This window comes from Streptomyces sp. NL15-2K, from assembly GCF_030551255.1.
Lineage (GTDB): Bacteria > Actinomycetota > Actinomycetes > Streptomycetales > Streptomycetaceae > Streptomyces.
This window is the reverse complement of record NZ_CP130630.1, coordinates 10322732-10341344: the sequence shown is the minus strand read 5'-3', so window position 1 is coordinate 10341344 and position 18613 is coordinate 10322732. Positions and strand designations below refer to the sequence as shown.

Here is an 18613-nt window from a genome sequence, read left to right as displayed (position 1 = left end):
CGTGCTCGGTTCACGCCTCGACGAGGGCCCGCCGGCGGCGATCCCCATGCCGGTGATCCACTCCCGTACGGGGTGGTAGACCACCGTGGCCAGGGTCCCCCTCCGGCGACGGCCGCGGCGATCCAGGTGCGCACCTCCGCGCCGCCGGTGCCGGCGGGGGCCAGTCGGCGGCGGTCACCCCGGCCGGCGTCTGCCAGTCGTCGCCGGCGAAGTGTGGCCAGGAAGGCGGCCCATTCCGGGTCGATCGCCTAGGCCGCACGGGCCAGGTTGTCCGTGATCAGCTTCTGCCTTTGTCCCTCGGTCAGGTCCCGGGCACCGGGAATCAGCGAGGGCGGGGCATGGGAGATGCCGCCGGAGCCCAGGACGAGGACCCGTTCGTCGGCCGACAGGCGGGTGCGCAGGAAGGTGCCGACCGCGCGGCCCAGCTCCGCCGTGCGCGCCGCCGTGGCTAGTGCCGCGGCAGGCAACGTTTGCCCGTCAAGGAGCGGCGTCCGGTGCGTGCTCTCGGCGTGCCGGGCGCAGGCCCTCGTACTGGATGTACTTGGGTCTGTGCCCGGTGCGGCGAGAGTGCGTGCCGGGCGTCGCGACGGGGCAAACGTTGCCTGCCGCGGCACTAGCGGCCGGTCCACGCAGTTGATGACGACGGGGAGCATGGGCACCGCGGACAGGGAACCGAACAGGTCCGCCGTGGAATGGGCGAATCCGTGGTCCAGCCTGAGGTGCGGTGCCATGGCGATGTCGATGCCGGACTCCGCCGGATGCTCGCCGAGCGCCAGGTCCGGTGCCGCAACCATCCGCGATCTCTCCGAACTGAGCTGAACTGCAATGGAAGGGCATTGACCAGCCGCTCGACGAGGGCAACTGGGAGGTCGTCGGCCCGTCCCCGCTGCCCTACGGTGCGGGCTGCCACGTGCCGCGCGAGATGACCCGTCAGGACATGGACGCGGTCGTGGCCGACTTCGCGGCGGCCGCGCGCAGGGCCGCGGAGGCCGGCTTCGACCTGCTCGAAGTGCACGCCGCCCACGGCTACCTGCTGTCCTCCTTCCTCTCCCCCGTCGCGAACCACCGCACGGACGAGTACGGCGGCGCACTGACGAACCGTCTGCGCTTCCCCCTTGAGGTCTTCGACGCGGTCCGCTCCGCCTTCCCGGCCGACCGCCCGGTGACGGTCCGTATCTCGGCGACCGACTGGTCCCCGGACGGCAACACCGAGCACGACGCGGTCGAGATCGCCCGGGCGTTCGTCGCGCACGGGGCGGCGGCGATCGACGTCTCCTCCGGCCAGGTCACCCAGGACGAGAAGCCCGCCTTCGGCCGCTCCTACCAGACCCCGTTCGCCGACCGGATCCGGCACGAGGTCGCCGCCCCGGCGGGCGCGGCCGTGATCGCGGTGGGCGCGATCTCGTCGTACGACGACGTCAACTCGATCCTGCTGGCCGGCCGCGCCGACCTGTGCGCGCTCGGCCGTACCCACCTCTACAACCCGCAGTGGACCCTGCAGGCGGCCGCCGAACAGAACTACCGCGGCCCGGGCGCCGAGTGGCCGGCTCAGTTCGCGGCCGGCCGCCGCAAGCCTCCGACGTCACGCACGGACGCGGTCCGCCCGCGCCTCGCGCTGCTGCGCGACACCCCCCAGGACACCGTCCACCTGCGGTGGACGCCCAGCCGGACGACCGGATGAGCGACCCGGTCCACCCGTCCGCTGTCCATCGCTCCCGCGTGGAGTGGGTGGACACCGACGCCGCGGGGATCTACCACAACACCACCGTCGTGCGGTACGCCGAGTCGGCGGAGGCCGCGCTGATGCGCGAGCACGGCATCCCCGGCTACTTCCCGGTGGCGCCCCGAGTGCGCTACGAGGTGGAGTTCGAGGCGTCCCTCCGGTTCGGCGAGGAGGTAACGACCCGGATCGAGCTCGTCCGCCTCGGCCGGTCCTCGATGACCTTCGCCTTCGAGGTGTGGCGGGAGGCCGCCGACAGCGGGCCGCACCGACGTGCCGCCCGGGGCAGCTACGTCACCGTGCACGTCCCCGACAAAGAGGCGGGCGGCAGCGCACCATGGCCGGCCGCCTGGCGCACGGCGCTGACAGCAGACGCGTCCCCGGAGGCAGCCGGGCGATCGGCCACGACGGCATAGTGGGACCGGTCGATCACGACCCGTTCGACTGGATCACCGACGGCGGCCCGCTGTCCGCGCAGCCGCTCGGCCTCGGCGAGTACCACTTGGGACGGCGCCCTGTGGACCTTGTTCTTGCACGGGGCCCGGTCCGAGAAGGAGGCCAGCACTACGCGTTCCAGCGCGATGGAGCGCCCGGCCGCGCGCACCGTCCGGCCGGTTCCGCCGCCCCCGTAACCGCTCCGTCTCCATCGAGGTCACCACGGGCAGCGGCTCTCCACGACCGCTGAACGACGACATGGCGACAAGCCCTTCTGCCTGCCGTCACCGACTGACGAAGCGCCACAAGGTGCCGTTCGGGTGGGGCGAGCCATAATGGAGACACGGGGGCGGACGGACGCGCAGCGCGGCGTCGGCAAGCGGAAGTCCCCGAGCCTCCAGCGGAAACGAGACGGCGATGGAACAGCGACGGACCTCCATCGCCGAACGCCCGGGCCTGCCCGGCCACGTTGTCGACGACGGTGGCTCGGCGTGGGCTGTCGTCGATCAGCACGGCATCGTGACGGAATGGAGTGAGGGTTCCCGGCAGCTACTGGGCTACCTGCCGGACGAGATCGTCGGCACGCCCGCCGCCCGCCTGCTCGCTGAAACACTGACCTCGGAGACGCTGCGCGAGATCCAGGCACTGTCGAGGTGGAGTGGCCGGCTGCGGCTGCGGCACCGGGACGGGCAACCGGTGGAGGCCGGTCTGCTCGCCCACCGTCAGACGATGACGGATACAGGCCCGGACTGGTTTCTGGTCTGTTCCCTGGCCGAGGCAGCCACCCCGCAGGACAAGCCGCTCATGGAGTGGATGCTCAGGCAGTCGCCCAGCTGCGCGATGCTCGTGTTCGACACGCACGGGCGCCTGCGCCATGCCAACAGCTGCGCGGAGAACGCACTGGGCCTCACCGAGACCGAGATGCGCGGTCTGCGGTTCATGGAGGGCGACCCCCACCCGGCTGTCGCACGGTTGGAGCGAGCCGTGCGCCTGGCGCTGGAAAGCGAGGAGCCGCAGCAGGTGGAGACCTACGTGAAGACCCCCGGGGAGAGCCGGGAGCATGCTTGGTCCAGCGCCGTGTACCCGGTGCGGGACGAGGGCGGCGCCCTGTGCGGCGTGGGGATGGCGGCCCACGACATAACCGAGCAGTACTGGGCGCGTAAGCGGCTGCAACTGCTCAACGATGCCACCGTCCGGATCAGCAGCAGCCTCGACGTGGCGCGCACAGCGCAAGAACTGGCAGAAGTGGCCGTGCCGGAGTTCGCCGACTTCGCCACCGTTGATCTGCTCCCCGATCCCGCCTCCGGCCCGGTGCCCGGAACCGCCCGACGGGGCGCTGTCCGTCTGCGCCGTGTGGCCCACCAGTCCGTACTCCCGGGAACTCCTGAGGCGGTCGTCCCCCTCGGCGAGGTGGACTCCTACGCCGCCGACACCCCGACTGCCGAGTGCCTCGCCACCGGCCGAGCCGTGCTCAGACCGAAGTACGACCCGTCGAACACCGACTGGTCGCTTGGGCAGCCGCGCCGGGAAGCCGTGATCCGCGCGCTCGGAATGCACTCCCTCATGGCCGTGCCTCTCCGTGCTCGCGGCACCACCTTCGGCATCGCCGTCTTCATCCGCCATCAACGGCAGGAGTCCTTCAGCGAGGACGATCTGCTGCTTGCCGAAGAGATCACCGGCCGGGCCGCCGTCTTCATCGACAACGCCCGCCGGTACACCCGCGAGCGCGACACCGCGACGGCGCTGCAAAAGACCCTGCTGCCGCAACAGCTGCCGCGGCAGCAAGCCGTGGAGGTCGCCTCCCGATACCTGCCCGCCAGCGCGCTCGCCGGAGTGGGCGGCGACTGGTTCGACGTCATCCCGCTGTCCAGCGCACGGGTCGCCCTGGTCGTCGGCGACGTGGTCGGGCACGGCATCCAGGCGGCGGCCACCATGGGGCGGCTGCGCACCGCCGTGCGCACCCTCGCCGACGTCGACCTGTCGCCCGACGAACTGCTCACCCACCTCGACGATCTCGTCATCCGGCTGGCGGCAGACGCGGACACCGGCGGCACGTCGCCGACCGACCAGGCCGCCGAGACCGCCGGGGGGTTCGGCGCCACCTGCCTGTACGCCGTCTGCGACCCGGTCTCACAAACCTGCGCACTGGCCAGCGCCGGTCACCCCATGCCCGCCCTGGTCACCCCCGAGGGCACCGTGGACTTCCTGGACGCGCCCGTCGGCCCTCCGCTGGGCCTGGGCGGACTGCCGTTCGAGGCCACCAACGTCGCGCTGCCCGAGGGGAGCATCCTCGCCCTCTACACCGACGGCCTGATCGGGTCCCGCCACCTGGACATCGACCAGGGGCTGGCACGGCTGCGCAACGCACTCGCCCATCCCGCCGCCGACCTGGACGTCCTCTGCGACACAGTGATCGGCACATTGCGGCCCGAGGACCGCACCGACGACATCGCCCTGCTCATCGCCCGCACCCACGCGCTCGACGCCCGGCACGTCGCCTCCTGGGACCTGCCCGCCGACCCGGCCATCGTGGCCCAGGCCCGCAAGCTCGTCACCGCCCAGCTCGCGGCCTGGGACCTGACAGAGGCATCCTTCGTCACCGAGCTGGTGATCAGCGAACTGGTCACCAACGCCATCCGCCACGCCGCCCCGCCCATCCAGCTACGGCTGATCCACGACCGCCACCTCATCTGCGAGGTCTCCGACGCCAGCAACACCGCCCCCCACCTGCGCCGGGCCCACACCTACGACGAGGGCGGCCGCGGCCTGCTACTGGTGGCCCAGCTGACCCGCGGCTGGGGCACCCGCCACGGCGACACCGGGAAAACCATCTGGGCAGAACAGGACCTCGACGTACTCCAGCCCGGCATCTGAAGCTCCACCCCACGGATCCACCAGGGAGATCCTGCCCGCACTTCTCCCACCACACCCGCACCCATCGCGATCACTCCCCTGACTGGAGAGGTCACCGGGTCGGCCCCGAACGAGGTTCTTCCGCGGAGTGCGGATGGGCGGTGCTCGGTGACCAGGCGCTGACGGCAAGGTCGGCCACGCCCGGGTACTGCTGCACACGGTGAGGTGCCCGTCACGAACCGAGGTCGGCAGAGGCACCGACACCGGAGCATGCGGTGCCGTCGGCCGCGGCCCGAGTTTCGCCGGGTCCGGCGGCTATACCGCGGCTCGCTTCGCCGATGCCGTCGACAACCGCCCGGGTGCCGACGGCACCGTTCATGCCGTGCCTGGGCCCTCGCCGGCGGCGGGTTCCGCGCCGGGAGGGCGCAGGAACCCGCGAAGTGTGCCTGCCGCCCACCAGCATGCTTACGGCGGTGGTTCGCCGGCCGGTACTCGGAGGAGCTCAAGCGGGACGCGATAGCGCGCGTGACCTCCTCGGGCCGGACGTTGACCGAGATCGCCCGGAAACCCGGCATCAGCTCGGAGAGCCTGCGGGGTTGTCGGAGTACACCTTCGCCCAATTCAGGCACCGGCTGAGCGAGTTGGGGCTACGGCAGAGCATGGAGCGGATCTCGACGATCATGCGAATCCGCCAGGGGGGTCTGTCAAACGAACGGCGTAACCAGGGTGGTTGGAGTTATTGGCAGGCTGCGGTGAGTCGGCCGTCGAAGGCGTTCAGGGCGGTCTTCCAGCGCATGGTCCAACGGGCCTGGCCCTTGCCGGTGGGGTCCAGCGACATGATGGCCATGTAGACGCACTTCAAGGCGGCTGCTCGTTCGGGAAGTGGCCGCGGGCCTTGACCGCCCGCCGGCTCCTGGCGTTCACGGACTCGATCGCGTTGGTGGTGCAGACGATGCGGCGGATCTCGGTGTCGAAGCGGAGGAAGGGCGTGAACTCCTCCCACGCGTTCTCCCAGAGCCGCACGATCGCCGGGTACTTCTTGCCCCAGGCATCGGCGAACTCGGCGAACCGCTCGAGGGCAGCCTCTTCGCTCGGCGCGGTGTGGACGGGTTTGAGGACGCGGGCGATCTTGTCCCAGTCCTGGCGGGCGGCATAGCGGAAGGAGTTCCGCAGCAGGTGGACCACACAGGTCTGGACCGTGGTGCGGGGCCAGACGGTCTCAACGGCGTCGGGCAAACCCTTGAGACCGTCACAGACGAGCATGAGGACGTCGTTGACGCCTCGGTTCTTGATCTCGGTGAGGATGTGCATCCAGTGCTTGGCGCCCTCACCGCCGTCGCCGGCCCACAGGCCCAGGATGTCCCGCCGGCCTTCCGCAGTGACGGCCAGGGCCACGTAGATCGGCCGGTTGGCCACGGCGCCGTCGCGGATCTTCACGTGGATCGCGTCGATGAAGATGACCGGGTAGACGGCGTCGAGGGGCCGGTTCTGCCATTCGGCCATGACCTTGTCGGTGATGGTGGAGATGGTCTGCTTGGAGACGTCGGCCCCGTAGACCTCCGCGAGGTGGGTCTGGACCTCGCCGGTCGTCAGACCCTTCGCGGACAGTGAGATGACCATCTCGTCGACGCCGGACAGGCGCTTCTGCCGCTTGCGCACGATCTTCGGCTCGAAGGTGCCGTCCCGGTCGCGGGGCACAGATATCTCGACCGGTCCGACCTCGGTGAGCACGGTCTTGCCGCAGGTGCCGTTGCGGGAGTTGCCACCGTTCTTGCCGACCGGGTCGTGTTTGTCATAGCCGAGGTGGTCGGTGATCTCGCCTTCCAGGGCCGGACTCCAGCAGCCGCTTGGTCAGCTGCTGCAACAGCCCGCCCTCGCCTGTCAACTGGAGCCCCTGGGCCTGGGCCCGACCCACCAGCTCGTCGATCAACTGGTCGTCCACGGACCTCGACGGCTGCAGCACAGCCGCCTCGGTGGTCTCGGGCTCGGTCACGTTCTCGCTGGTCGTCGATGCATCTTCCTTGATCGGGAGTTACACCGAACGATTTACAGTCCCGCTGCCGGCCCGGTCCTGCCATCTGTACGCTCCCTGGACCGCATTTAGCCGAGCGTGACCCGGCAGCCCGCTGCCGGAGGTGAGTTCCTGAGGACCTGCCGAGGCGTTACTTGCTCCCTGCTGTCCGAGCTAGTGCCGCGGCAGGCAACGTTTGCCCGTCAAGGAGCGGCGTCCGGTGCGTGCTCTCGGCGTGCCGGGCGCAGGCCCTCGTACTGGATGTACTTGGGTCTGTGCCCGGTGCGGCGAGTGGGGGCACCTCCCACGCCTTTAGGGCAGTGGGGGAGCGTGCCGGGCGTCGTGACGGGGCAAACGTTGCCTGCCGCGGCACTAGGACTACAGGGCACAGACGGATAGTCCCGATGCCCTCGGCGATACAGAGATGAAGCGTCACGGCCTGCTTCAGCTGTCGAAGTCGACGGTCAGCGCGTCGGAGACGGGGAAGGTCTGGCACGTGAGGACGTAGCCGGCGTCGACCTCCACGGGTTCGAGGGCGTAGTTGCGGCGCATGTCGGCCGTGCCGTCGGTGACCAGGGCGCGGCAAGTGCCGCAGACGCCGCCCTTGCAGGCGAAGGGCAGGTCGGGGCGGATCTTCTGGGCACCGTCGAGGAGGGAACGGTCCCGCGGCAATGCGGAGGTGGTGGAGCGGCCGTCGAGGGTGATGGTGACCTGGCTGACGGGGCCCCTGGGAGGCCGGTCCTCGTGGCGTACGGGCTGCACGGGCTCGTCGTCGGCGAAGAACAGCTCCTGGTGGACGCGTTCGGCGGGAACGCCGAGTCCGGCGAGGACCTGCTGGGCGTCGCGGACCATGCCGTGCGGGCCGCACAGCCACCAGTGATCGGCGGCGCCCACGTCGACGAGGGCGTCGACGAGCACGGCGAGCCGGTCGGCGTCGAGGCGGCCGGACAGCACCTCGGCCTCGCGGGGCTCGCGGGAGAGGACGTGACCGAGCTGGAAGCGCGTCGGGTGGAGGTCCTTCAGGTCGGCGAGTTCGTCGGCGAACATCACGGTGTCGCTGCGCCGGTTGCCGTAGAAGAGCGTGACGCGCGAGTCGAGGTCGGCGGCGAGGACGGATTCCGCGATGGACAGCATTGGGGTGATCCCGGAGCCCGCGGCGATCAGGACGTGGTGGCCGGGTTGCGACAGGTCGGGGGTGAAGGCGCCGGTCGGCGCCATCACCTCGACGGTGTCGCCGGGGCGCACGTCGTTGACCAGCCAGGAGGAGAACAGCCCGTCGGGCACCACCCGTACTCCGATGCGGGGCGGGGCGCCGACAGGGGAGCAGATGGAGTACGAGCGGCGCTCGTCGCGGCCGTCGATCTCGCGGCGCAGGGTGATCGACTGGCCGGGCCGGTACGCGAACTCCTCGGTGAGGTGCTCGGGGATGCCGAAGCTGATGGCGGCGGCGTCCTCGCACAGCGGCTGGACCGCGGCGACTCGCAGCGTGTGGAAGGCCGGGCGGCGCGCCCGGCGGGTGGGTGCCGGGGCGGGGTCGGCTGTCGTGGGGGCCATCAGATCTCCTTGACGTACTCGAACGGCTCGCGGCAGGTGCGGCAGCGCCACAGGGCTTTGCATGAGGTGGCGGCGAAGCGCGAGGTCTCCTCGGTGTCCGCCGATCCGCAGCGGGGGCAGGCCACCGAACGTCGGGTGGCGGACAGCTCCAGCGGCACGGGCCCGGAAGCCTGCCGGGGCGCGGCGCCGGGCGGGGCGATGCCGTGTTCGGTGAGTTTGCGGCGGCCGTCGGGGGTGATCCAGTCGGTGCTCCACGGAGGGGCGAGCACGGTCCGGATCTCCACCCGGGGGAACCCTGCGTCCCGCAGCCGCGCGGCGACCTCGGCGCGCATCTCGGCCATGGCGGGGCAGCCGGAGTAGGTGGGAGTCAGGCTCGCGACGACCGTGCCGTCCGCGCCGACCTCGACGTCGCGCAGTACGCCGAGGTCGGCGAGGGTGACCATGGGCATTTCCGGGTCGGGCACCTGCTCGGCGATGTGCCGGGCCCGCCGTGCGTCCATGAGCGCCGTGGTCGTGAACGTCACCATGTCGCGTCCGGGAGGGCGCGGGCGACGCTCTGGAGCTCGGCCAGCAGCGCGGCCAGGTACTCGGTGTGATCGCCCTCGCGGCCATGTCCGGACACCGGCGGCGCCTCGGGCAGGGCGAGCCCGGCGGCGTCCGTGACCTGGCGAAGGACGGCGACGACCTCGTCCCGTACATCGTGGGCCGTGAACAACTCGCCGAAGTACGGTGCCACTTGATCCAGCGCCCCGCGCATCCGGCGGTGCGACTCCTCGGTGCCGTCGCCCAGCCGTACCACCCAGTCGGCGGCGTACTGGCGGTGATACGCCAGCTCCTTGACGCCCTTGGCAGCGATGGCGGCGAGCACCGGGTCCGGCGTGGCGACGGCGAGCCGCTCGAAGAAGGCCAGCCGCCAGCAGGACAGCACCAGCAGCCGCGTTATGGAGAACGCGAAGTCACCGCCCGGCAGTTCGGCCAGCCGTACGTTGCGGAAGTCGTCCGCGTCACGGAAGTAGGCGTACGCGTCTTCACCACGCCCGGTGCCGTCCACCTGCCCGGCCCGTGCGTACAGCAGGCGGGCCTGGCCCAGCAGATCCAGCCCGATGTTGGCCAGAGCCACCTCCTCCTCCAGCTCAGGGGCGCGGGTGCACCACTGGGCCAGCCGCTGTGCGCTGACCAGCGCGTCGTCACCGAGCGCCAGGCAGTACGCGGCCAGCTCCCCGGTGTCGACCCCGTCCGGCACGGCCGAGTCGACGCCGTGCAGCGGGTCCTCGAAGCCGGTGCCGAACGCCCAGCGGGCGTCGCTGTCGTCGTGTCCCTCGGCAAGGGACAGATAGACGTGGTCGTCGCTCATGCCCTGCTCCTAGATGTGGGGGACGTCGTCGGGGATGTCGTAGAACGTGGGGTGCCGGTAGACCTTGTCGGCGCTGGGGACGAAGAACGGGTCCTTCTCGTCGCGCGTCGAGGCGGCGATGTGCCCCGAGCGCACCACCCAGATGGACACGCCCTCGTTGCGCCGGGTGTACAGATCGCGGGCGTGGGTCAGGGCCATGCGGTCGTCGGCGGCGTGCAGTGAGCCGACGTGGACGTGGTTCAAGCCGCGTTTTCCGCGTACGAAGACCTCGTACAGAGGCCAGTCCTGTGTCATGCCGCCACTCCTTCTGTCGCCTGTGTGCGGGCGGCCCGCTTGGCCGCGTGGGTGGTCGCCGCCTCCCGTACCCAGGCGCCCTCCTCGTGGGCGGCCCGGCGCCGGCCGACCCGCTCCGCGTTGCACGGTCCGTCGCCGCTGATCACGCGCTGCAGCTCGGACCAGTCGGGGGTGCCGAAGTCGTGGTGTCCGCGCTCTTCGTTCCAGCGCAGCTCCGGGTCGGGCAGGGTGACGCCGAGCTTCTTGGCCTGGGGCACGGTCATGTCGACGAAGCGCTTCCGCAGTTCGTCGTTCGAATGCCGTTTGATCTTCCAGGCCATCGACTGCGCCGAGTTGGGCGAGTCGTCGTCGGGTGGGCCGAACATCATCAGCGACGGCCACCACCATCGGTCGACGGCGTCCTGGACCATGGCCCGCTGAGCCTCGGTGCCGCGCATCATCGTCAACAGCAGCTCGTACCCCTGGCGCTGGTGGAAGGATTCCTCCTTGCACACCCGCACCATCGCCCGCGCGTACGGCCCGTACGAGCAGCGACAGAGCGGCACCTGGTTGCAGATCGCCGCGCCATCCACGAACCAGCCGATCACCCCGACGTCCGCGAAGGTCGGCGTCGGGTAGTTGAAGATCGACGAGTACTTCTGGCGGCCGCTGATCAGTTGCTCGGTCAGCTCGGCACGGTCTGCGCCCAGCGTCTCGGCGGCCGAGTACAGATACAGCCCGTGCCCGGCCTCGTCCTGCACCTTCGCGAAGAGGATCGCCTTGCGGCGAAGGGAGGGAGCGCGGGTGATCCAGTCACCCTCCGGCTGCATCCCGATGATCTCCGAGTGGGCGTGCTGCGCGATCTGCCGGATCAGCGTCCTGCGGTAGCCGTCGGGCATCCAGTCGCGAGGCTCGATCCGCTGGTCTTTCGCGATCGTGGCGTTGAAGTGCTCTTCCAGCAGTGGTCCATCGCAGCCGGCCGCGGATGCTTCTGTGGTGCTCATCGACATATCAACTTCCCTACCGACCGTTCGTTCGGGTCATAGTCTGACGAGTTTTCCCCGGCTGGGCAAGCCCTGCCGGGTCGGTGGCCGATCAGCGGCCTTCGAAGGATGGCTTGCGCCGGGTGAGAAAGGCCTGTACCGCGGCGCGGTGGTCCCGCGTCGCGCCCAGGCGCTCCTGAGCCGCTGCCTCTCCCTCCAGCGCGGTGTGCAGGCTCGCTCCTGGAGCGTTCCGCAGGAGTGCTTTGACCTCCCCGTACGCCGCTGTGGGCCCGGCGGCCAGCCGTCGGGCGAGGGCCAGGCCTGCTGCGGCGGCGCCGCCGTCGGGCACGACCTGGTGCACCAGTCCCCATCGCTGCGCGGCCTCGGCGTCGAAGAGGTCGCCGAGGAGCATCAGTGTGGCGGCGTGCGACGGGCCGAGCGCCTGGGCCAGTGCACGGCTCAGACCGCTGTCGGCGGCAAGCCCGATCCCGGTGAAGGCGGTCGAGAAACGGGCGCCCTCGGCCGCGACACGCACATCCGCGCAGAGCGCCAGTCCGAGCCCCGCCCCGACACACGCGCCCTCGACGGCCGCGACCACTGGCTGGGACAGCGCGTGCAGCGCCTCCACCAGGGGGTTGTACTCGTTCCGCACGCTGGCGAAGGCCGAGGCGGGCTTGGTCTCCAGGGCCTGGGCGTGCTCCTTGAGGTCCTGTCCGACGCAGAAGTGCTTCCCCTGGGCGGTGAGGAGCACCGCGCGGACCTGTTCCCTGTCGCTCTGCACCCGGCGTACGGCGGCCAGCAGCCCGAGTCGCAGGGAGACGTCGAGCGCGTTCCCGGCGGAGGGCCTTTGCAGTTCGATGGTCGCGACGCCGTCGTCCAGGGTGTAGCCGACGCCGTGCCGTGACTCGGGCGGTGCCTCCTGTGCCCGTACTTCGTCGCTTACTGCCATGTGTAGAACCCCTGTCCGGTCTTCCGCCCCAGCTCGCCGCGGGCGACCTTGTCGCGCAGCAGCTGGGGCGGTGCGAAGCGCTCGCCGAGGGTGGTGTGCAGGTATTCGGCGATGGCCAGGCGTACGTCGAGTCCGACGAGGTCGGTGAGGCGCAGAGGCCCCATGGGGTGCTTGTAGCCGAGGGTCATGGCGTCGTCGATCGACTCGGGCTCGGCGACGCCCTCCTCGACCATGCGGATCGCCTCCAGGCCGAGTGCCACGCCGAGGCGGCTGCTGGCGAAGCCGGGTGAGTCCTTGACGACGACGTCCGACTTGCCGAGGGCGTGCGTCCAGTCCAGTGCGGCGCTGATGACCGCGGCCTCGGTGTACGGCGCGACGACGATCTCGACCAGTTCGGAGGCGGGCACCGGGTTGAAGAAGTGCATGCCCAGGAAGCGGCCGGGCCGGGTGAGCGCGGAAGCGAGTTCGGCGACCGACAGGGAGCTGGTGTTGGTGGCCAGCACGGTCGTCGTACTCACCGCCCTCTCGGCCGCGGCGAGCAGCCGGGCCTTGAGCGCCGTGTCCTCGGGGGCGGCCTCGACGACCAGCTCGGCCTCAGCGGGCAGTCCATCGACCGAGTCCGCCGTCGTGACCCGGGCGAGCACCCGCTCGGCGGGCTCGATGAGCTTGCCCCGCTCCGCGGCGCGCTTCAGGCCGGTGGCGACCCGGTCCAGCGCGGCGGCCGCGGCTTGCGCACTGCTCTCCACAACGACCACGGAAGAGCCGGCGGCCGCGAAGGACTGCGCGATGCCGGCGCCCATGCGGCCGCCGCCGATGACGCCGACGACGGCGGGCGCGGACGGGGACGGGGGTGTGGTGGTCATGCTCGGCTTCCCTTCTCCAGGCCCCTCTTACTCAGGAAACGTGTCATCCGGTCCTTCTTGTCCTGGCCCTCGAAGAGCACGGCCTGCGCGAGGTCGTCGGCCACCGGGTGGGCGCCGGGTGAGTCGACCACCAGCTTCGTCAGGCGCAGGGCCGTGGCCGACGAGCGGGCCATGCGGTCGAGCAGCGCGTGCGCCTGGTCCAGCAGCTTGTCCGCCGGTACGACTTCGATGACCAGCCCCGCGGCAAGTGCCGCCGGTGCGTCGAGGTTCCGTCCGGCGAGCAGCACCTGCTTGGCGACCGACTCACCCACCAGTTCTGGCAGCCGCCAGCAGGCACCGGCCGCCGCGAGGATGCCGAGCCCCGGCTCCGGGTTGCCGAAGACGGCGTCTTGTCCCGCGATACGGATGTCGCAGGCGTAGGACAGTTCCGCACCGCCGCCCAGCGCCCAGCCGTCCACAGCGGCGACGGTCGGCATCGGCAGCCTGCGCAACCGCTCGAACAGCCGGCTGTTGATGCCCCGCAGGGCATCGTCCCGCCCCCGCCGCAGCAGCTCCGCGATGTCGGCGCCGCCCGCGAACACCCCACCGTGGCCGGTCAGCAGCAGCAGCTTCGGGTGCTGCTCCAGCAGGTCGCAGACGGCGTGCAGTTCGCGGATCATCAGCCCGCTGATGGCGTTACGGGCCTCGGGGCGGTGCAGGGTGACGACGACCCGGTCCTCGCGTTCCTCGACGAGCAGCGTCTCGTACGTCGCGGCTCCGGACGTACTCATACCCGCTCCACGAGCATCGCGACGCCCTGCCCGACGCCCACGCACAGCGTGGCCAGGCCCCGGTGGGCGTCCTCGCGCTCCAGCCGGCCGAGCAGGGTGAGCAGGATGCGGGCGCCGGAGCAGCCCAGTGGATGCCCCAGCGCGATGGCGCCGCCGTCGGCGTTGACTTTCTCCTCGTCGAGCTTGAGGCGGCGGATGACCGCCAGCGCCTGGGCGGCGAAGGCTTCGTTCAGCTCGACCGCGTTCAGGTCGCCAGCCTGCCATCCGGCGCGGGCCAGGGCCTTCTCGGTGGCGGGGACCGGGCCGAGGCCCATGACGTTGGGCTGCACACCGGCCGAGGCGGAGGTGACGATCCGGGCCCTGGGGGTGAGCCCGTACCGCTCGACGGCCGCCGCGCTCGCCACCACCAATGCGGCGGCGCCGTCGGACAGCGGCGAGGCGGAGCCGGCGGTGACGATGCCGTCTGTGCGGAAGAGGGCGCGCAGCGCACCGAGCTTCTCCAGCGTCGTCGCGGGCCGGGGGCCCTCGTCGCGGGTCACTTCGCCGTCGCGGACCGGTACTGGCACGATCTCCTTGTCGAAGCGGCCCGCCTCCTGGGCGGCGACGGCCCGCTGATGGCTGTGCAGCGCGAAGGCGTCGGACTCGGCGCGGGTGATGCCGTCGAGCGCGGCGACCTCCTCGGCCGTCTCGCCCATGGACAGCGTCGTCCTCACCGTCTGCGGCCCGGCGCCGACCGGAACGGCCCGGTCGGCGGCGGCGAAGCGCGGGTTGGTGAACCGCCATCCCAGGGAGGTGTCGTGTACCTCGCCCGGCTTGGCCCACGGAGTGCCGGGCTTGGCCATCACCCACGGGGCGCGGGTCATCGACTCCACACCGCCCGCGACGACCAGACCGGCCTCCCCGGACCGTATCGCCTGGGCGGCCGAGGCCACGGCGGTCAGTCCCGAGGCGCACAGCCGGTTGACGGTGTAGCCGGGCACGGTGTGCGGCAGTCCGGCGAGCAGCACGGCCATCCGGGCCACGTCCCGGTTGTCCTCCCCGGCCTGGTTGGCGGCACCGAGGATCACTTCGTCCACCGCCTCGGCTGGAACCCCGGCGCGGCGAACGGCCTCACCCACCACCAGGGCCGCCAGGTCGTCGGGGCGTACGGAGGCCAGGACACCGCCGTAGCGGCCCTGCGGGGTGCGGGCTCCGTCGATCAGATAGACCTCGTCGGGCAGCTCAGGCATCGGGGCTCTCCTCGGCCGGGGCGGGCCGACGCGACTGCAGTGTCGCGAAGCGGCCGGTGACGAACGCGGGGTCGGACAGGGTGGCGCTGGCGGCCGGGTTGGCCGCGCTGCCGTGGAAGTCGCTGAACGCGGCGGACTGGTTGACGAAGACGCTGCCGGTGAGGTTCTCCGAAAGATGCACTCCCGCGTCCAGGGCCGCCAGCTCGGCGGCTTCCAGCACTTCTTCGCTGGTGGAGTGGACGGCGGCGGTCAGGGCGCCGTGCGCGCGCACCGTCTCGCGCAGGATCCGCAGACTGTGCTCGGTGGAGTCGGTGCCGATCACGAATGAGACAGGGCCGAACCACTCGCGGGAGTAGGTCTCCCGGTCGGTCTCGGCGTCCAACCGGGCCACCAGCGGCGTACGGACGACGGCCTTCGGGTGCTCGGGGTGTTCGACGGGCGCCGACGGACGCACCGTACGGCCGACCGCACCGGCCTGCTCCAGGCGCTCGAGTACGCCGTCGTTGACGATCGCGCCGAGGGTGCCGACGGCGCGAGCCGGGTCGCCGAGCAGCTTGTCCAGTGCGGCGGCGAGGTCGGCGGCGAACTCGTCAGCGGTCCGTACGCCCTGGTCGGTGGCGATGCCGTCGCGCGGGATCAGGAGGTTCTGCGGGGTGGTGCACATCTGACCGCTGTAGAGGGCCAGGGAGAAGGCCAGGTTGCCCAGCAGGCCGTGGTAGTCGTCGGTGGAGTCCAGGACGACGGTGTTGAGGCCGGCCTTCTCCGTGTACACGGCTGCCTGCCGGGCGTTGGTCTCCAACCAGTCACCGAACTCCGTCGAGCCGGTGAAGTCGATGATCCGGACCTCGGGGTGCAGCGCGAGGAGACCGGCGTTCCGGTCCCCGGGCTCCTCGGCGGCGAGGATCACGAGGTTGGGGTCGAAGCCCGCCTCGGCCAGTACCTCGCGGGTGATCCGCACGGTAATGGCGAGCGGCAGGACGGCGCCCGGGTGGGGCTTGACCACGACCGGGTTGCCGGTGACCAGGCTGGCGAACAGGCCCGGATAACCGTTCCAGGTGGGGAAGGTGTTGCAGGCGATCAGCAGCGCCACACCGCGTCCGACCGGCGTGAACTTCTTGTCCAGCACCGTCGGGCCGCCCTTGCGCTGCGGCTTGCTCCAGCGGGCCGCGCCCGGGTGCCGCCGCTGCTCGGCCCAGGCGTACGCGACTGCCTCCAGGCCGCGGTCCTGTGCGTGCGGGCCGCCCGCCTGGAACGCCATGACGAACGCCTGGCCGGTGGTGTGCTGCACGGCGTGCGCGATCTCGAAGCTCGCCGCGTTGAGCCGGGCCAGGATTTCGGCGGTGACACCGGCGCGGGTGTCAGGGCCCGCGGCGCGCCAGGGGGCGGTGGCGGCCTTGGCGGCGGCCACCGCCTCGTCCGGCGCGACGCGGGGGTAGGTGATGTCGAGGGCGAAGCCGTACGGAGAGGTCTCGGAGGCCGTCACGCGCCCCTCGCCGGGGTGACCCGCCAGTTCGAAATGCCTGTCGGCCTGGTCCCGGAAGGCGACCTCCCCGGCTTTCGGCGCCTCTTCGCCGTAGACCGACGTGCTGGGTGATTCCGGATACGGCGTCCAATGGTCCCGGGTCGCCGTAGCGGCGACCGCCTGTTCCAGCAGTGCGCGGTGACGTGCGAAGAAGTCGGGTCGCTCGGGGCTGTTCTGGGACATACGTTCCACCTCTTGACAGGCAGTGGTGATGCTGGATTACTTGGCCGCGCCGCACGCTAACCGAATGTTCGGTCGGTACACAAGGTGGTAGAAACCATGACGCAGGCCACTAACACCGCTCCCGGTCCTGTTTCCGGCCCGACGGAGACGATGTTCGCCGCGGACGAGGCGTCGAGGAGTCTCGGTATCGAGCTCCTTGAGTACGGCGAAGGGACCGCCGTACTCCGGATGACCGTGACCCCGGCGATGGTCAACGGACACAGGATCGCTCACGGCGGCTATCTGTTCCTGTTCGCCGACACCGCCTTCGCCTGTGCCTGCAACAGTCACGGGCCCGTGACCGTCGCGGCAGGGGCCGACATCGATTTCGTCGCCTCGGCTTACGAAGGCGACGTACTGGTGGCGACCGCGCGGGAACGCACCCGCTTCGGGCGCAGCGGCATCTATGACGTGAGCATCCTGCGCGGCGACGAGGTGATCGCGGAGTTCCGCGGGCGCAGCCGCAGTATCCGAAGCACGAAGACGAAGGAGTCGCGATGAGCAGCGAACTGACGGCCCCCGCGGTCCCAGGAACCCGCCGGGGGGAGCCGATCCCGGACGAGCTGCTGGACGGCGGTGAGCGGATGACGCGCGAGGAGCTGAGAGGTCATCAGCTCAGCTTGCTCCAGGCAACCTTGCGGCACGCCTACGACAACGTCGAGCTGTACCGCAAGAAGTTCGACGATGCCGGGGTCAAGCCCGACGATTGCCGTCGCCTGGAGGACCTGTCCCGATTCCCCTTTACCACCAAGGCCGATCTGCGGGACACGTACCCCTTCGGCATGTTCGCCGTCCCCATGGACCAGGTCCGCCGCGTCCACGCCTCCAGCGGCACCACCGGCCGCCCGACCGTCGTCGGTTACACCGAGAACGACCTGTCGATGTGGGCCGATGTCGTCGCCCGCTCCATCCGCGCGGCCGGCGGCCGTCCCGGCCACAAGGTGCACATCTCGTACGGCTACGGGCTGTTCACCGGCGGTCTGGGCGCGCACTACGGCGCCGAGCGCGCAGGATGCACCGTGATCCCCGCCTCCGGGGGCATGACCGCCCGCCAGGTGCAGATCATCCAGGACTTCGAACCTGAGATCATCATGGTCACCCCCTCCTACATGCTCACCCTCCTCGACGAGTTCGAACGGCAGGGCATCGACCCGCGTACCAGCTCCCTCAAGGTGGGCATCTTCGGCGCCGAACCGTGGACGGAGGAGATGCGCCGCGAGATCGAGGAGCGCATGAACATCCACGCCGTCGACATATACGGCCTGTCCGAGGTGATCGGCCCCGGCGTGGCACAGGAGTGCGTGGAGACCAAGGACGGCCTGCACGTCTGGGAGGACCACTTCTACCCCGAGGTCGTCGACCCGGTCACCGACCAACTGCTGGCCGACGGCGACAGCGGCGAACTGCTCTTCACCTCCCTCACCAAGGAGGCCCTGCCGATCGTCCGCTACCGCACCCGCGACCTGACCCGGCTGCTGCCCGGCACAGCCCGCCCGGCCTTCCGCCGTATCGAGAAGATCACCGGCCGCTGCGACGACATGATCATCTTGCGCGGGGTGAACGTCTTCCCCAGCCAGATCGAGGAGATCCTGCTGCGCACCCCCGCGGTCGCCCCGCACTTCCAGATCCAGCTGAGCCGACGCGGCCGCATGGACCACATGGCTCTGCGCGCCGAGGCTCGCCCCGGCACCGGTCCGGAGCAGCGGGAGGCCGCCGCAGCAGCGATCGGCAAGGCAGTCAAGGACGGCGTGGGTGTGACCGTCGAGGTGACGATCGTCGATCCCGGGACTCTGGAGCGCTCGGTCGGCAAGATCCGCCGGGTCAGAGATCTGCGGGAGCAGTGAGTGCGGCAGTGATTTCTGCCGTTGCCACAAT

15 protein-coding genes and 2 pseudogenes are annotated in these 18613 nt (G+C 70.7%); 5 read left to right on the top strand and 12 right to left on the bottom strand.

What is annotated here, in order from left to right; translation table 11 throughout:
* Positions 1–248: 248 nt before the first annotated feature.
* On the bottom strand, positions 249–794 hold the full coding sequence (locus Q4V64_RS45090) for a hypothetical protein (protein ID WP_172629038.1): 546 nt from the start codon (positions 792–794) through the stop codon (positions 249–251).
* Between the two features lie 26 nt (positions 795–820).
* Here Q4V64_RS45090 and Q4V64_RS45085 point away from each other — a divergent pair.
* The 3 genes and pseudogenes from Q4V64_RS45085 to Q4V64_RS45075 all read left to right on the top strand — a co-directional run.
* A pseudogene (locus tag Q4V64_RS45085) lies at positions 821–1681 on the top strand (bifunctional salicylyl-CoA 5-hydroxylase/oxidoreductase); the annotation flags it as partial.
* Positions 1654–2136 carry a thioesterase family protein gene (locus tag Q4V64_RS45080; RefSeq protein WP_253266766.1) on the top strand — a complete coding sequence of 161 codons (483 nt, stop codon included), beginning with the start codon at positions 1654–1656 and terminating at the stop codon, positions 2134–2136. The pseudogene Q4V64_RS45085 and the gene Q4V64_RS45080, both read left to right, overlap by 28 nt.
* Before the next feature lie 436 nt (positions 2137–2572).
* On the top strand, positions 2573–5029 hold the full coding sequence (locus Q4V64_RS45075) for a SpoIIE family protein phosphatase (RefSeq protein ID WP_303714440.1): 2457 nt from the start codon (positions 2573–2575) through the stop codon (positions 5027–5029).
* A gap of 715 nt (positions 5030–5744) precedes the next feature.
* On the opposite strand, the pseudogene Q4V64_RS45070 reads toward Q4V64_RS45075, so the two are convergent.
* The 11 genes and pseudogenes from Q4V64_RS45070 to paaN form a co-directional block, all read right to left on the bottom strand.
* A pseudogene (locus Q4V64_RS45070) lies at positions 5745–6971 on the bottom strand (IS256 family transposase).
* A gap of 492 nt (positions 6972–7463) precedes the next feature.
* The gene (paaE, locus tag Q4V64_RS45065) at positions 7464–8573 is read right to left on the bottom strand and encodes a 1,2-phenylacetyl-CoA epoxidase subunit PaaE (protein WP_124437224.1); all 1110 of its coding nucleotides are present in this window, start codon (positions 8571–8573) and stop codon (positions 7464–7466) included.
* A complete protein-coding gene (gene paaD / locus Q4V64_RS45060; RefSeq protein WP_124437225.1) occupies positions 8573–9100 on the bottom strand; it encodes a 1,2-phenylacetyl-CoA epoxidase subunit PaaD in 528 nt (175 codons plus the stop codon). Before paaD ends, paaE begins: the two co-directional genes overlap by 1 nt.
* Positions 9094–9927: a 1,2-phenylacetyl-CoA epoxidase subunit PaaC gene (gene paaC / locus Q4V64_RS45055; RefSeq protein WP_124437226.1), complete on the bottom strand. Its 834-nt coding sequence runs from the start codon at positions 9925–9927 to the stop codon at positions 9094–9096. Before paaC ends, paaD begins: the two co-directional genes overlap by 7 nt.
* A 9-nt stretch (positions 9928–9936) precedes the next feature.
* Entirely contained in the window at positions 9937–10221 is a 285-nt protein-coding gene (gene paaB / locus Q4V64_RS45050; protein WP_124437227.1) for a 1,2-phenylacetyl-CoA epoxidase subunit PaaB, read from the bottom strand.
* A complete protein-coding gene (gene paaA, locus Q4V64_RS45045) occupies positions 10218–11210 on the bottom strand; it encodes a 1,2-phenylacetyl-CoA epoxidase subunit PaaA (RefSeq protein ID WP_124437228.1) in 993 nt (330 codons plus the stop codon). The genes paaB and paaA overlap by 4 nt, the downstream gene beginning before the upstream one ends.
* 85 nt (positions 11211–11295) lie before the next feature.
* Positions 11296–12132: an enoyl-CoA hydratase-related protein gene (locus Q4V64_RS45040; protein WP_124437229.1), complete on the bottom strand. Its 837-nt coding sequence runs from the start codon at positions 12130–12132 to the stop codon at positions 11296–11298.
* Positions 12123–12995, bottom strand: coding sequence for a 3-hydroxyacyl-CoA dehydrogenase family protein (locus Q4V64_RS45035; protein WP_124437230.1), 873 nt, complete (start codon positions 12993–12995; stop codon positions 12123–12125). Before Q4V64_RS45035 ends, Q4V64_RS45040 begins: the two co-directional genes overlap by 10 nt.
* Entirely contained in the window at positions 12992–13765 is a 774-nt protein-coding gene (locus tag Q4V64_RS45030) for an enoyl-CoA hydratase/isomerase family protein (protein WP_124437231.1), read from the bottom strand. Before Q4V64_RS45030 ends, Q4V64_RS45035 begins: the two co-directional genes overlap by 4 nt.
* Positions 13762–14985 carry a thiolase family protein gene (locus Q4V64_RS45025; RefSeq protein WP_124437239.1) on the bottom strand — a complete coding sequence of 408 codons (1224 nt, stop codon included), beginning with the start codon at positions 14983–14985 and terminating at the stop codon, positions 13762–13764. The genes Q4V64_RS45030 and Q4V64_RS45025 overlap by 4 nt, the downstream gene beginning before the upstream one ends.
* Before the next feature lies 1 nt (position 14986).
* Complete coding sequence (gene paaN / locus Q4V64_RS45020) at positions 14987–16699, bottom strand: phenylacetic acid degradation protein PaaN (protein ID WP_124437232.1); 1713 nt, start codon at positions 16697–16699, stop codon at positions 14987–14989.
* A gap of 96 nt (positions 16700–16795) precedes the next feature.
* Here paaN and paaI point away from each other — a divergent pair, with 96 nt between their 5' ends.
* A complete protein-coding gene (paaI, locus tag Q4V64_RS45015; protein WP_172628979.1) occupies positions 16796–17239 on the top strand; it encodes a hydroxyphenylacetyl-CoA thioesterase PaaI in 444 nt (147 codons plus the stop codon).
* The gene (gene paaK, locus Q4V64_RS45010; protein WP_124437234.1) at positions 17236–18582 is read left to right on the top strand and encodes a phenylacetate--CoA ligase PaaK; all 1347 of its coding nucleotides are present in this window, start codon (positions 17236–17238) and stop codon (positions 18580–18582) included. The genes paaI and paaK overlap by 4 nt, the downstream gene beginning before the upstream one ends.
* Positions 18583–18613: the final 31 nt, after the last annotated feature.

Coding starts and splice junctions, on each gene's coding strand:
- Q4V64_RS45075 (WP_303714440.1), top strand. CDS start 2,573: ATGGAACAGCGACGGACCTCCATCGCCGAACGCCCGGGCCTGCCCGGC.
- paaD (WP_124437225.1), bottom strand. CDS start 9,100: ATGGTGACGTTCACGACCACGGCGCTCATGGACGCACGGCGGGCCCGG.
- Q4V64_RS45030 (WP_124437231.1), bottom strand. CDS start 13,765: ATGAGTACGTCCGGAGCCGCGACGTACGAGACGCTGCTCGTCGAGGAA.
- Q4V64_RS45040 (WP_124437229.1), bottom strand. CDS start 12,132: ATGGCAGTAAGCGACGAAGTACGGGCACAGGAGGCACCGCCCGAGTCA.
- paaE (WP_124437224.1), bottom strand. CDS start 8,573: ATGGCCCCCACGACAGCCGACCCCGCCCCGGCACCCACCCGCCGGGCG.
- paaK (WP_124437234.1), top strand. CDS start 17,236: ATGAGCAGCGAACTGACGGCCCCCGCGGTCCCAGGAACCCGCCGGGGG.
- Q4V64_RS45090 (WP_172629038.1), bottom strand. CDS start 794: ATGGTTGCGGCACCGGACCTGGCGCTCGGCGAGCATCCGGCGGAGTCC.
- paaA (WP_124437228.1), bottom strand. CDS start 11,210: ATGTCGATGAGCACCACAGAAGCATCCGCGGCCGGCTGCGATGGACCA.
- paaB (WP_124437227.1), bottom strand. CDS start 10,221: ATGACACAGGACTGGCCTCTGTACGAGGTCTTCGTACGCGGAAAACGC.
- paaI (WP_172628979.1), top strand. CDS start 16,796: ATGACGCAGGCCACTAACACCGCTCCCGGTCCTGTTTCCGGCCCGACG.
- paaN (WP_124437232.1), bottom strand. CDS start 16,699: ATGTCCCAGAACAGCCCCGAGCGACCCGACTTCTTCGCACGTCACCGC.
- Q4V64_RS45035 (WP_124437230.1), bottom strand. CDS start 12,995: ATGACCACCACACCCCCGTCCCCGTCCGCGCCCGCCGTCGTCGGCGTC.
- paaC (WP_124437226.1), bottom strand. CDS start 9,927: ATGAGCGACGACCACGTCTATCTGTCCCTTGCCGAGGGACACGACGAC.